Origin of the sequence: Salicola sp. Rm-C-2C1-2, assembly GCF_040196175.1 — a bacterium.
Taxonomy (GTDB): Bacteria; Pseudomonadota; Gammaproteobacteria; order Pseudomonadales; family Oleiphilaceae; genus Halospina.
On record NZ_JBEFNF010000006.1, the window covers coordinates 143,197 to 157,365 of the forward strand.

General features: G+C 60.6%; 10 protein-coding genes. 7 read left to right on the forward strand and 3 right to left on the reverse strand.

All coding sequences use genetic code 11. The annotated features are described in order from the left end of the window. Window positions 1–51 precede the first annotated feature (51 nt). The 4 genes from AAF659_RS11390 to pstB all read left to right on the forward strand — a co-directional run bounded on the left by AAF659_RS11390 (window position 52) and on the right by pstB (window position 4,462). Entirely contained in the window at window positions 52–1,068 is a 1,017-nt protein-coding gene (locus tag AAF659_RS11390) for a substrate-binding domain-containing protein (protein WP_349751878.1), read from the forward strand. Between the two features lie 76 nt (window positions 1,069–1,144). Next, window positions 1,145–2,395 carry a phosphate ABC transporter permease subunit PstC gene (pstC, locus tag AAF659_RS11395; protein WP_502949208.1) on the forward strand — a complete coding sequence of 417 codons (1,251 nt, stop codon included), beginning with the start codon at window positions 1,145–1,147 and terminating at the stop codon, window positions 2,393–2,395. A 10-nt stretch (window positions 2,396–2,405) separates the two neighbouring features. Beyond that, entirely contained in the window at window positions 2,406–3,578 is a 1,173-nt protein-coding gene (pstA, locus tag AAF659_RS11400) for a phosphate ABC transporter permease PstA (protein WP_349751879.1), read from the forward strand. 71 nt (window positions 3,579–3,649) lie between these two features. After that, entirely contained in the window at window positions 3,650–4,462 is an 813-nt protein-coding gene (gene pstB / locus AAF659_RS11405; protein WP_349751944.1) for a phosphate ABC transporter ATP-binding protein PstB, read from the forward strand. A 15-nt stretch (window positions 4,463–4,477) separates the two neighbouring features. Here pstB and AAF659_RS11410 read toward each other — a convergent pair whose 3' ends face one another. Next, window positions 4,478–4,765 (reverse strand): PAAR domain-containing protein, encoded by a 288-nt coding sequence (locus AAF659_RS11410; protein WP_349751880.1) that lies wholly within the window; start codon window positions 4,763–4,765, stop codon window positions 4,478–4,480. A gap of 144 nt (window positions 4,766–4,909) precedes the next feature. Here AAF659_RS11410 and rep point away from each other — a divergent pair, with 144 nt between their 5' ends. Then, window positions 4,910–6,952, forward strand: coding sequence for a DNA helicase Rep (rep, locus tag AAF659_RS11415; protein WP_349751881.1), 2,043 nt, complete (start codon window positions 4,910–4,912; stop codon window positions 6,950–6,952). Here rep and narL read toward each other — a convergent pair. Together narL and AAF659_RS11425 are read right to left on the reverse strand one after the other, a co-directional pair. Further along, window positions 6,947–7,621, reverse strand: coding sequence for a two-component system response regulator NarL (gene narL / locus AAF659_RS11420; protein WP_349751882.1), 675 nt, complete (start codon window positions 7,619–7,621; stop codon window positions 6,947–6,949). The genes rep and narL overlap by 6 nt on opposite strands. A 35-nt stretch (window positions 7,622–7,656) precedes the next feature. Then, entirely contained in the window at window positions 7,657–9,510 is a 1,854-nt protein-coding gene (locus AAF659_RS11425; RefSeq protein ID WP_349751883.1) for an ATP-binding protein, read from the reverse strand. A 151-nt stretch (window positions 9,511–9,661) separates the two neighbouring features. Between AAF659_RS11425 and AAF659_RS11430 the strand changes: the two genes are divergently transcribed. Both AAF659_RS11430 and AAF659_RS11435 read left to right on the forward strand, forming a co-directional pair. Continuing rightward, complete coding sequence (locus AAF659_RS11430; RefSeq protein ID WP_349751884.1) at window positions 9,662–10,264, forward strand: hypothetical protein; 603 nt, start codon at window positions 9,662–9,664, stop codon at window positions 10,262–10,264. A 155-nt stretch (window positions 10,265–10,419) separates the two neighbouring features. Next, window positions 10,420–14,169, forward strand: coding sequence for a nitrate reductase subunit alpha (locus AAF659_RS11435; RefSeq protein WP_349751885.1), 3,750 nt, complete (start codon window positions 10,420–10,422; stop codon window positions 14,167–14,169).

The following is a 14,169-nucleotide window of genomic DNA, read 5'->3' on the forward strand; positions in this document are numbered from 1 at the left end:
CTCATAAAGTGACAACCTGATTGATCACGAGGCAACCATAGGAGTCGCCTGATGCAGACCTGGAAAAAATCCGCCATCGCCCTGGCCGCACTTGTGAGCGCGAGCACGGCTTCTGTCGCCCAGGAGCGCGACCAGATCCGGATCGTTGGTTCAAGCACCGTTTACCCCTTCGCCAGTTATGTGGTCGAAGAGTTCGGGGCCACCACGGAGTATCCCACTCCAACCATTGAATCCACGGGGTCTGGTGGCGGCATCCGGCTGTTCTGTGAAGGCACTGGTGCCGGCACGCCGGACATCACCAACGCCTCCCGCCGTATGAAACCCAGCGAATTTGACCGCTGCCAGGACAACGGCGTAAAGAAGATCACTGAGGCCATGATCGGCTCCGATGGCATCGTCCTGGCCCAGAGCAAAGCCAATGATGATTTCAACGTTACCCGTGAAGAGATCCTGTTGGCAGTGGCCGATAAGGTTCCGAAGAACGGCGAACTGGTAGACAATCCCCACGACAACTGGAGTGACATCGACTCGAGCCTTCCGGACCGTGAGATCGAAATCCTTGGCCCGCCAACCACCTCCGGCACCCGCGATGCCTTTGAGGAACTGGCTATGGCGGCTGTCAGTGAAGAAGCCGGCTACCCAGGTGAGTACACCGATGTCCGCTCTGACGGTGCCTACGTGGATTCAGGTGAAAACGACAACCTGATCGTCAAACGCATTCAGGAAAACAAGGCGGCTATTGGCGTCTTCGGTTACAGCTTTCTGGAGGAGAACCGCGACAGCATCAAGGCCCTCAGCGTGAATAGCGTTGAACCCACGACCGAGAGCATTTCCAAAGAAGATTATCCCATCGCGCGGAGCCTGTGGTTCTACATCAAGAACGCCCACGAAGGGGACGTGGTGTCGGGTGTTGACGGCTACGTCAGCCTCTTCATGGACGATCTGATGATTGGTCCGAACGGGCTGCTCGTTGGTGAAGGCCTGATTCCCCTGAATGGCGAAACCCGCAGCAAGTGGCAGGAACGCGTTGCCAATCGGGTTGAACTCAAACGTAGCGATCTCAAGTAATCTCTGGTAATTTCCCGGCTGCTTTCCGCCGCCTGCGGGCAGTCGGGTTTTCGAGTGTACAGGGGAGGCAACAACAGTGGGCGTAGGTGAAACCACGCTGTTCATGCTCGCGGGACTGATCCCGCTGGGTTACGCCGGATTCTTCCTGGGCCGGCGCAAGGCACTGGCAACCCAGGCCGATGGCAACCGCCTGCACTCCAGGCCCCAGCAGTACGGTTGGTACTCAGTAGTCGCCATGGCGGTGCCCGCCATCGGGGTCGCCTTTGCCGCCTCCCTGCTCAATCTTCTCGGCTGGATTGCTCTGCCTTCAGAGCTGGTGCTGATCATGACGCTGGTCACAGCGGCAGTCGGCTTCGCCTGTGGCCTCAAGGCAATCCGCCCCAACCTGCGCGCCCGCAATACCCTTGACCGGCTGATTCGCTGGCTGCTGCTGGGCGCGGCTCTGATTTCCATCATGACCACCCTCGCCATTGTGCTGTCGGTCATTTTCGAGGCCATGCGCTTCTTCCGGGAAGTCAGTGTCTGGGAATTCATAACCGGGACCGTCTGGTCGCCCGGGGATTCTTTCCTGGAAGCTGCCGGCCGCGGTGATGAAGTCAGTGAGGGCGGTGGTGGTGTCTTCGGTTCGGTACCTCTGTTTGCGGGTACCTTCATGGTCACCGCCATCGCCATGGCAGTGGCATTGCCCATCGGGCTGCTGTCCGCGATCTTCATGTCCGAGTACGCATCGCTGCGCACCCGGGGCGTGGTCAAACCAATCCTCGAGATCCTCGCCGGCATTCCCACGGTGGTCTATGGTTTCTTCGCCGCCATCACCGTAACGCCCATTGTGGTGGACATTGCCGGCTTATTCGGGCTCGACGCCTCCTACAGCAACATTCTTTCGCCCGGCATCGTCATGGGCATCATGATCATTCCTTTCATCTCGTCACTTTCGGATGACGTGATCAACAGCATTCCCCAGAGCCTGCGCGAGGGCGCCTTCGCGCTGGGCACCACCCGTTCTGAAACCATCAAGAACGTGGTCGTGCCCGCCGCATTACCCGGCGTGATATCCGCCTTCCTGCTGGGGGTCTCACGCGCCCTGGGCGAAACCATGATCGTGGTGATGGCGGCGGGCGTTCGTCCCAACCTGACCTGGAACCCGCTGGAAGACATGACCACGGTCACCGTCAACATTGTCTATTCGCTGACCGGAGACCAGTCCTTCGACAGCCCTCAGACGCTCTCCGCCTTTGCCCTGGGGCTGGTGCTGTTCATTGTAACCCTGACGCTGAACATCATCTCCACGGTGCTGGTGCGGCGCTTCAAGCAACAATACGACTGAGCGATCCGATATGAGTACGCGCAAACTGACCGGCTCCGCCAACGATGCCCGCATCCGCCGGCGCTACCGTGCCGAACGGCGCTTCAAGGCGTACTGCATTGGGGCGGTTACCATCGCCTTCGCCATCATCGTGGCGTTCTTCAGTGACATTATCAGCCAGGGTTACACCGCCTTCTGGCAGCATGAGGTCAAGGTCACGCTTGAGTACAACGAGCGCTCCGCCCGTCTGAGCCAGTTCGCGCTGCCCGGGGAGATGCGTGAGGTCGCCTCACGGGGTGCAACACGCTCCATACCCTTAGCCATTGACCGCAACCCCGACCTGATGGGCACCACCGATGAAAAATGGGTGCCCGTGAAAGCGGAAATTGACCAGTATCTCAAACACGGTCATTCCATCAGCAACGATCTAAAGAAGAAGGTCGATACCCTCTTTGCGGAAGGCCAGATCCGCGAGGCTTTCAATACCCGCTTTTTCACCACCGGCGACTCCAAGCTGCCGGAACTGGCGGGTATCTTCTCGGCGGCTGTGGGCACCCTCTATGTTCTGGGCATCACTCTGATCTTCGCCTTCCCCATCGGGGTCATGTCGGCGGTCTATCTGGAGGAGTTCGCCCCGGACAATAAGCTGACCCAGACCATCGAGGTCAACATCAACAACCTGGCTGCGGTGCCGTCGATCATCTTCGGCCTGCTGGGTCTGTCCCTGTTCATCAACTTCTTCGGGGTTCCCCGTTCCTCAGCACTGGCCGGTGGCCTGACCCTGGGTCTGATGACTCTGCCGATCATCATCATAAGCACCCGCGCGGCATTGCGAGCCGTACCCGATCCCATCCGCCTTGGCGCCTTCGCCATGGGTTGCTCCCGCTGGCAGGTGGTAAGGGACCATGTGCTGCCGTCATCACTGCCAGGCATACTCACCGGTACCATCATCGGGCTGGCCCAGGCCATGGGCGAAACGGCGCCGTTGATCATTGTGGGCATGATCGCCTACATCCCGGAGGCGCCTTCCGGCATCTTTGAGTCCGCCACGGTTCTTCCGGCACAGGTCTTCACCTGGGCCTCGGAACCCCAGCAAGCCTATGTGGAGAAGACGGCTGCCGGCATCCTGGTGCTGCTGGCGGTGCTCCTGACCCTGAATGCAACGGCCGTCTTCCTGCGGCGCCGGTTCGAACGCCGCTGGTAGCGCTAGTCGAGGTGCTTATGTACTCTGAAGCCACAACCGAATCACCCGAGACCACGGAATCAGTGACCGCTATGACCGGGCAGACCGACACCGACACACCGACCCCCAGGGCCGAAGCCGCCAACAAAGACGTCAAGGTCAGGGCCGAGAATTTGAATCTCTGGTATGGCCAGACACAAGCGCTGCACAACCTTAATCTCAACATCTATGATCGGGAAGTAACGGCCATGATCGGCCCCTCGGGCTGCGGCAAGAGCTCATTCCTGCGCTGCCTCAACCGCATGAATGACCTGATCCCGAGTGTGCGGATTAACGGGGAAATCACCCTGGATGGCGAAGACATTTACGATCCCGATGTGGACGTCGTCCAGCTGCGCAGCAACGTGGGCATGGTCTTCCAGAAGCCCAACCCCTTCCCCAAGAGTATCTACGAGAACATTGCCTACGCACCACGATTGCATGGCATCGTGAACAGCCGCAGAGACCTGGACGAATTGGTGGAACACTCGCTAAAACGCGCAGGACTCTGGCGGGAAGTATCGGACCGGCTCGAAACACCGGGTACGGCCCTCTCCGGCGGCCAGCAGCAGCGTCTGTGCATTGCCCGTGCGATTGCCGTGAACCCGGAAGTCATCCTGATGGACGAGCCGGCTTCCTCCCTGGACCCGTTGGCCACGGCCACCATTGAGGAATTGATCGACGAGCTGAAGGACCGCTACACTATCGCCATCGTCACCCATAACCTCCAGCAGGCTGCGCGCGTAGCCAGCTATACCGCCTTCTTCCATATGGGCGAAATCGTGGAGTTCAATGACACGGACACGCTCTTCACTAATCCGCGCGAGCAGAAGACCGAAGACTACATTACCGGTCGCTACGGCTGATCCGATTATCCGGGCTCAGCCGATGAGCACCGTCGGGTTGCCGACCACCAGCTTACCCCCGTGGGCTGTCGCACAGCCCAGGGTGGCGGCAGGCCTGCCATTGATGAATACCGTCGGCGAGCCTTCACTGACGGTGTCCGGCGGTCCTAGACAGACGGCCTTGTCGCCCTGACGGACGGCGGGGCACCCCCCGATCAGCACATCCGGTGCGCCTTCAACGGCAGGACCGCCCACATGGGGTTTGGGCCCATCAAACTGGGGACAGACGTGAAAATCGCCGAGGGTGGCAGCGGGTTTGCCCATGAACCTCTCCCTGTTCCTTTTCTGATCTGATACCTGCTTTGCCGATTCGGGGTGAATCGAATTCCTTGTGCGCCTGTGAGCGCACAGGACGGAATTAAATCACTGCTGCCAGCGCCAATCAAGCCACGCCCTCTCAATGCTATAATGCAATGCCATTCAGGAGGACTGCCCGTGGCCGATCTCAACCCCCGCCAACGCGAAGCCGTTAAATACCTGGACGGACCCCTGCTGGTGCTCGCCGGCGCCGGCAGCGGCAAAACCAGCGTCATCACGCGCAAGATCGCCCATCTGATTGAGTACGCCGGCTACCCTGGGCGCCACATCGCTGCCGTCACTTTCACCAACAAGGCAGCCCGTGAGATGAAAGAGCGGGTCAGCAAACTGGTCGACCGGCGCGCCGCGCGGGGCCTGACCGTGGCCACATTCCACAACCTCGGACTGACCATCCTGCGCGAAGAACACGACGCGGTCGGCTACCATCCAGGCTTCTCCATCTTTGATGCCGAGGACGCGCGCGCCCTGCTGCGTGATCTGTTAGCGGAGCACGCCCCGGACACCGGCCTCGGGATTGGTGATCTGCAGGCGACCATCTCCAGCTGGAAGAATGCGATGCTGCTGCCCGACCAGGCGCTGAGCCGGGCCAACGAGGCCCGCGAGGAGCGCTTTGCGGTCATTTACCAGCATTACGCGGACTACCTTAAAGCTTATAACGCCCTGGACTTCGACGACCTGATCCTGCTGCCGGTGCTGCTGTTCCGCAACCACGAGGAGGTGCTGCAGAAATGGCAGCGCCGCATCCGCTACCTGCTGGTGGATGAGTACCAGGACACCAACCTGAGCCAGTACGAGCTGGTACGCATGCTTGTGGGCCACCGTCAGGGCCTGACGGTGGTCGGTGACGACGACCAGTCCATCTACGCCTGGCGCGGCGCGCGGCCGGAAAACCTGGCCCAGCTCAAAGAGGACTTCCCGTCGCTGAAGATTGTCAAGCTGGAACAGAACTACCGTTCCATGCGCCGCATCCTGAGCACAGCCAATACCGTTATCGCCAACAACCCGCATGTTTTCGACAAAGCCCTGTGGAGTGACCTGGGTGTGGGCGATCCCATCCGCATTCTGCGTACCCGTAATGAGGAAGGCGAGGCCGAACGCATCGCCTCCGAGATCCTGGACCAGCGGCTTCGCAATCGCTCGGAATACCGCGACTTCGCCGTGCTCTATCGAGGCAACCATCAGTCGAAACTGCTGGAGATCAAGCTCCAGGCTTACCAGATCCCCTACAAAATCTCCGGCGGAACCTCATTTTTCGCGCGCAATGAAATCAAGGATGCGATGGCGTATCTGCGCCTTCTGACCAACCCGGATGACGATGTCGCCTTCCTGCGCGTGGTCAACGTCCCGCGCCGGGAGATCGGCCCGCGCACGCTGGAGCAGCTCACCGGCTACGCTCGCCAGCGACAGATGAGTCTGGTGCGTGCTCTGGATGAAGTAGGTGCCGAAAGCCATATCCAGGGCCGGGCCCTGGAGAAGCTGCGCCGTTTCACCCACTTCCTGCACGACGTTCGCGCCCAGCTGGAAAACGGCGATGACACCCTGGACGTGATCCGCCGGATGTTTACTGAGGTGGAATACGAAGAATGGTTGCACCAGAACGCTTCCAGCGCCAAGCAGGCCCAGAAGCGCATGGAGAACGTGTGGTACCTGCTGGATTCCATCGAGCAGATGGAACCGGACGAAGACGACGGCGATACAGAACAGACCCTGGAGGACGCCGTCAGTCGCCTGGTACTGCGTGACATTCTGGATCGCCAGGAGGAAGAGGACGACAGCGACCGGGTCCAGCTGATGACCCTGCACGCCTCAAAAGGGCTGGAGTTTCCTCATGTCTTCGTCATGGGGCTGGAGGAGGAACTGCTGCCGCACCGCAGCAGCATCGAGTCAGAAACCATCGAGGAGGAGCGGCGCCTGATGTACGTGGGCATCACCCGCGCCCAGCGCACCCTGACCCTGACCTACACTGCCCAGCGCAAGCAGTACGGCGAACTCATTGAGCCCATTCCCAGCCGCTTTCTGGACGAAATGCCGGACGACCATGTGGAACGCGAGGGCAGCTCGGACAAAGACCCCGAGGCGAACCAGCGCCGCGGCCGAGCCACTCTGTCAGCACTTATGGACGACCTCTCATGAGGTTTCGGAGTACCCCTCCTGCACCGCCCAGACGGCGGCTTCCACCCGGGAACGCAGCCCGAGCTTCTTGAGCAGGTGCTTGACGTGCACCTTCACGGTGCCCTCGCTGATATCCAGCCGCCGGGCCACCATCTTGTTGGAAAGCCCCTCCGCGATGTGGCGCAGAATGTCTTTCTCGCGCGGGGTCAGGCTGGCGTAGTCCGGGCCCTGCGTTTCCGGGGTTTGCTGCTGGCGCAGGGCATCCGCCAGCAGGGTGGTCAGCCGGTCACTGATCACCAGCTTGCCTACGGCCGCCTGGTGCAGACGACCCATCAGATCCTCGGGCTCCATGTCCTTGAGCAGATAGCCATCCGCTCCGGCACGCAGCGCCGTGACCACATCATCCTCGGCATCCGATACCGTGAAAATCACAATACGCCCGGGAAAGCCATCATCACGGAGCCTGCGCAGCGTTTCATGCCCATCTGTCCCGGGCATATTCAGATCCAACAGGATCAGATCCGGATCCAGTTCTTTTGCAAGCCGCAAACCCTCCTCGGCATTACTCGCCTCTCCTGCCAGGGTCATGCTGTCTTCCATGTCCAGCAACTGGGTAATACCCCGGCGAAGCAGGGGGTGGTCATCAATCAGAAGAAGGCGAGCGGGGTTGTTTTCTTCTGGCTGGCTCATGGTTTTATCCCGTTACTGGTCAGTTGCCGAAAAGTTCAGGAAGCCTGGATCAGGCTGGAGTTGTTCTGGGGAATCATCAGGCGCACTTCAGTGCCCCCTTCCTCCCGGTTATGCATGCTGATCTCGCCGCCCAGGGTCTGGCTGCGATCACGCATGATCACGATGCCATAGTGACTCGGTGGTACCCCATCATCAGGCAACCCGACGCCATTATCCCGAACCACCACCCGCAGAGCCCCATTGTGCTGGTAGACGTGCACGGAAGCCTGGGTCGCGCTGGCATGTTTGAGCACGTTCGCCAGCGCTTCACGCACAATCTGAAGCACGTGGATCTCTTCATTGGGTGAGAACATCCTGGGCGCCATATTGTATTCCAGTGACACGGGGTAGCCCAGCCGCTCACTGAACTCTCTCACCGTCTGGTTCAGGGCCTCCTCAAGCCCGGGCGAATCGAACTGCAGACGAAAGGTTGTCAACAGCTCACGAAGCTGGCGGTAGCCGTTGTTGAGCCCGTTTCGAAGCTCCTGGATCACCTCCCCTTCGCGGGCATCCACCTCACGGCCGGATTCCTGCTGGATTCGCTGAAGGCGGGCCACCTGCATCTTGAGATAAGACATCGATTGCGCCAGCGAGTCATGCAGCTCACGCGCGATCACGGTGCGTTCTTCCATCAACGTCAGCCGCTGCTGCTCGGTCATTCGCTGATTCAGGTAGACAGCGGTACCCAGCTGGTCTGCCAGGGTCTCCAAAAGCTGACGTTCATGTTGCTCAAGCTCCCTGCCTCTCGGGTACCAGACCTCCAGGGTCCCCACCAGCTCATCACCGGTACGCACCGGCAAAAGCAGGCGCATACGGTCTTCCTCGGGCTGATCCAGAAAACTGTGGCAACCAACCAAGCAGGCATCACAGTTGAAAGAACGGCAATGGTCCGGGCGGGTTTCCGCGAACGTCGTCACCGCCTCAAACGAGGCCTCGTTCTCCCGTTCATGCAGATAAAGACTGACTGGTCCAATGTTGAGCAGGCTTTCAAGCTGCTGCAATAAAGGAACGGATCCTTCACACAGATCCGTCGCCGCGTAAAGAGACCGGCTGGCGCTGTGCAGAAGCTGCAGCGCCCGGTGACTGCGCTCCAGTTCATCAGCACGGGCGGCGGCCCGGGACTCCAGATCCGCATACCGTCGCGAGAGGGATGCACTCATCTGATCAAAGCTGCGGCCAAGCACGCCCAGCTCATCCTGGCCCCGGAACTCTGTGCGCCGGGAAAAATCCTGATGCGCCGCTGCCCGCGCTATGGTCAGAAGCCGGTTCAAAGGCTCAACCACACGCCGGCGCACATCAATGAACAGAACAATCACCACTGCCAGGGTCAACAGCAGGGACAGCACCTGCACCATGGCCAGCAGCGTAATCCGGGATTCGGCGCGGCGTTCAAGAGCGCCCACCAGATCATCGACCTCCGTTATAAAAGCGGTGGTGGTACGCACGGGCATGCTGGCGATACCGTCACCCTCAAGCGCGCCTTGATAGGCAGGCCGGATCAGAGCCAGCCAAGTCAGCCGCACCCGCTGATAGCGGGCTGTTACCGGATGATCCAGACCGGGCATGACACTGTTGAGCAGTGGGCTCTCCAAACGGTGCGTGATCTGCTGCATCTGCTGTTCAAGCGCCTGCCGCGCCCCGCCAGGCGATTCCTCGCTCTCAACGCCGGCAAGGGTTACCAGGCGCTGCAGCTCCATACGGATCAGACCCGAGTGGTTGATGGCAGTGGCATCACCTCTGGCACTGGCAGAGATGATCAGCGAAACCACAATATTGATCAGTGCCACGATCACAACGGCGGCCAGCGCCACACCAACGCGGGCAATCAATGAATCCCTGAAAAGACGCATGAGGCTCTCGGCAAGTGATAACGGACTCGGCGTACGCCGAAAGTAATAGACATACTACACCAATTCAACAGCCAACTACCTCTTAAGATCTTTTGACCCTCTCAGGGGTTGAGCAGACACTTGAACAGTTGAACCACAAGTGGTCGTTACCATGGATAAGGTCTTGAATCTGATGCCACCCACAGGCCACAAATGGAATCTCTCCAGTTCCCTGCCCCTGGCCACGCTGGTTCTGGCACTGGCGGCGGGCAGTTGGGGCGTTTTCTGGGCGCTGATCACGCTGGTCGCTCAGGGCTTCGAACTGACCAGCACGCAGTTCAGTGCCATCCTGCTGGCGCCGGCCATCGTGAGCGTTCCGCTCCTGTGGCCGTGCTACCGATGGGCCCTGGGTGCCAGCAATCCCGGCAATCTACTGTTAATCGCCTTTATCGCCCTGATACCGTCGCTCGCGGGGCTGGCGCTGGCCAGCCACTTCAGCCACCTGCTGCTGGTAGGCATGGGGCTCGGCATTGTCCCAGGCTGCTTTGTTATCGGGATCGTTTACCTGCGCAAGCTCACCCACATTCCCTGCGTCATTCTGACCGTTACCCTCCTGATGCTGAGCATTCTCGGGCTCATCTTCGCCTATGCCTCCACGCCCCTCATCACCGAGGCTTTCGGCTGGCGTTTCACGCCCCTGATGAGCATCGCGCTGATTGTGATCGCCGCCAGCTTTCTCGCTGCTCTCGGCGAAGCCCCTGAACCTCAGGTGTGATGCCCGCCTATCCCTTGATGGGTAGACCCCGGTTATCTCGTGGTATCCATGCAGACCCAATGCTTCTTTTTGCCCAGAATAGGATCCATAAGCCTGGACATTGAGAAAGCTCAACATTCAGGTAGCGCGAACAGGGCAACCCTGAGGAGATCAAAATGAGTAACTTTCTGGACCGACTGACGTTCTTCAAGCGCCAGAGGGAACCCTTCGCCGATGGCCACGGGGTTACCGTGGACGAGGATCGGCGCTGGGAGGACGGCTACCGCTCACGCTGGCAGCACGACAAGGTGGTGCGTTCCACCCACGGCGTGAACTGCACCGGCTCGTGCTCCTGGAAGATCTACGTCAAGAACGGGCTGGTCACCTGGGAGACCCAACAGACCGACTACCCGCGCACGCGCCCGGGGCTGCCCAACCATGAGCCGCGTGGCTGCTCCCGCGGTGCCAGCTTTTCCTGGTACATCTATAGCGCCAACCGCCTGAAATACCCCATGGTTCGCCGCCACCTGGTGGAACTCTGGCGCCAGGCCAAGCAGCAGCATAACGACCCGGTCGAAGCCTGGGCCTCCATCGTCCAGGACCCACACAAAGCCCACGCCTATAAGTCCCGGCGTGGCCTGGGCGGCTTTGTGCGCGCCGACTGGACCGAAGTACAGGAAATCATCGCCGCCGCCAACGTCTACACCGCGCGCGACTACGGTCCGGACCGGATCATCGGTTTCTCCCCGATTCCCGCCATGTCCATGGTCTCCTACGCCGCCGGCACCCGTTATCTGTCGCTGATCGGCGGCGTCTGCATGAGCTTTTACGACTGGTACTGCGACCTGCCGCCGGCTTCACCCCAGACCTGGGGCGAACAGACGGATGTGCCGGAGTCCGCGGACTGGTTCAACTCCACCTTCCTGATGATGTGGGGCTCCAACGTGCCGCAGACGCGCACGCCGGACGCCCACTTCATGACCGAAGCCCGCTACCGGGGCACCAAAACGGTCACGGTGACGCCGGACTATTCCGAGGCGTCCAAGTTCGGCGACGTCTGGCTCAACCCCAAACAGGGCACCGATTCCGCCCTGGCCATGGCGCTGGGCCATGTCATCCTCAAGGAATGGCACGTTGAGGGTAAGAGCGATTACTTCGACGACTACGTGCGCCGTTACACCGACCTGCCCTACCTGGTGCTTCTGGACGAAGAGAACGGCAATACCGTCCCCGGGCGTTTCCTGCGTGCCTCAGATCTGGCGGACGATCTCGGCGAAGACGACAACGCCGACTGGAAAACCATTTCCTGGGACGAAAACAGCAGCACTCTGGTCGCGCCTACCGGCTCCATCGGTTTCCGCTGGACTGAAAACAAGGGCAAGTGGAACCTGGAGCAGAAGACCAGTGACGGCAAGGACATCCACCTGCGCCTGAGCCACATTGACAGCGCGGATGACGTCACCAGCGTGGCCTTCCCCTACTTTGGGGGCGGCGGCAACCCGCACTTCTCCCATACCAGCCACGATCCGGTACAGCAGCGCCGCGTGCCGATCCGCACCATTACCCTGGCTGATGGCAGCAGTGCGCGTGTCGCCAGCGTGTTCGATCTGATGGTGGCCAACTACGGCATCGACCGGGGTCTGGGCGGCGACCACGTGGCCAGCTCTTACGATGACGATGTGCCCTACACCCCGGCCTGGCAGGAAGCAATTACCGGTGTACCGCGCGAGAAGGTCATCACCATCGCGCGCGAGTTCGCCGACAACGCCCACAAGACCCAGGGCAAGTCCATGATCATCATCGGTGCCGCGATGAACCACTGGTACCACATGGACATGAACTATCGCGGCGTCATCAAGATGCTCATGCTGTGCGGCTGTGTCGGCGTCTCCGGCGGTGGCTGGGCGCACTACGTGGGCCAGGAGAAGCTGCGCCCGCAGACCGGCTGGGCCCCCGTCGCCTTTGCAATGGACTGGCACCGGCCACCGCGCCACATGAACTCCACCTCCTTCTTCTACAGCCACACCAGCCAGTGGCGGCACGAGACCGTGGATATGGAGGAGATCCTGTCACCGCTGGTCAATGCGGATGACTGGAACGGCTCCATGATTGACTACAACGTGCGCGCCGAGCGCATGGGCTGGCTGCCGTCCGCGCCGCAGCTGTCGCGCAACCCGCTGCAGGTGGCGCGCGAGGCCAAGCAGGCCGGCATGGAGATCAAGGACTATATCGTGCAGTCGCTGCGCGACGGCAGCCTGCAGTTCGCCAGCGAAGATCCGGACAATCCGGCCAACTTCCCGCGCAATATGTTCGTCTGGCGCTCCAACCTGCTGGGCTCCTCGGGCAAGGGTCACGAGTACTTCCTCAAGTACCTGCTCGGCACCGAGACCGGCCTGCAGGGCAAGGATCTGGACAGCATTCCCAATGCGGAGAAGCCCGAAGAAGTCCAGTGGCGCGAGGCGGCTACCGGCAAGCTGGACCTGCTGACGACCCTGGACTTCCGCGTGTCCACCACCTGCATGTATTCGGACATCGTGCTGCCAACGGCCACCTGGTACGAAAAGCACGACATGAACACCTCCGACATGCATCCGTTCATCCACCCGCTGACGGCGGCCGTGGATCCGGCTTGGGAGTCACGCTCGGACTGGGACATCTACCGCGGCATTGCCAAGAAGTTCTCGGAGCTGTGCCAGGGCCATCTGGGTGAGGAAACCGATGTGACCACCCTGCCGCACATCCACGACACCCCGGCGGAGATGGCCCAGCCCAAGGATGTGAAGGACTGGAAGAAAGGTGAGTGCGAACCCATCCCGGGTAAGACCATGCCCAACATGGTGGCGGTGGAGCGCAACTACCCCGAGACCTACAACCGCTTTTCCGCGCTTGGCCCGCTTATGGACAACGCAGGTAACGGCGGCAAAGGCATCACCTGGAAAACTCAGGATGAAGTCGAGTTTCTGGGCGATCTCAACGGTCGCGTGACCGAAAACGTCAGCACCAAGGGTCGCCCCAAGATCCGGACGGCAGTCAACGCCTGCGAGACCATTCTGAGTCTGGCGCCGGAAACCAACGGCCACGTGGCGGTGCGCGCCTGGGATGCGATGAGCGAACAGACCGGCCGCGAGCACGCGCACCTGGCACGCGCCCATGAAGGCGAGACCATCCGCTTCAACGATATCGTGGCCCAGCCGCGCAAGATCATTTCCTCGCCCACCTGGTCCGGCATCGAGTCCGACAAGGTGAGCTACAACGCGGGCTGGACCAACATCAACGAGCTGATCCCGTGGCGAACCCTGACCGGGCGCCAGCAGTTCTACCAGGATCACCTCTGGATGCGCGCCTTCGGCGAGACTCTGTGCGTGTACAAGCCGCCGATCGATATGAAAACGATCGACCCAATCATGAACCAGAAGGGCAACGGCAACACCGAGATCGTTCTCAACTTCATCACGCCGCACCAGAAGTGGGGCATCCACAGCACCTACACGGACAATCTGTTGATGCTCACGCTTTCGCGCGGCGGCCCGATCGTATGGATGAGCGAGAAAGACGCGGCCAAGGCCGGGCTTGAAGACAACGACTGGATCGAAGCCTTCAACATCAACGGTGCGATTACGGCGCGGGCAGTGGTCAGCCAGCGGGTGCCCGAGGGCATGTCGATGATGTACCACGCCCAGGAGAAGATCGTGAACACGCCCGGATCCGAGATCACCGGCAACCGCGGCGGCATTCACAACTCCGTCACCCGGGCCGTTCTCAAGCCGACGCATATGATCGGCGGCTACGCGCAGCAGAGCTACTTCTTCAATTATCACGGAACCGTGGGTTCCAACCGCGACGAATTCATCGTCGTCCGCAAGATGAGCAACATCGACTGGATGGACGAGGAATCGGGCGATGCCATGCGAACAGAGGGGGCATGA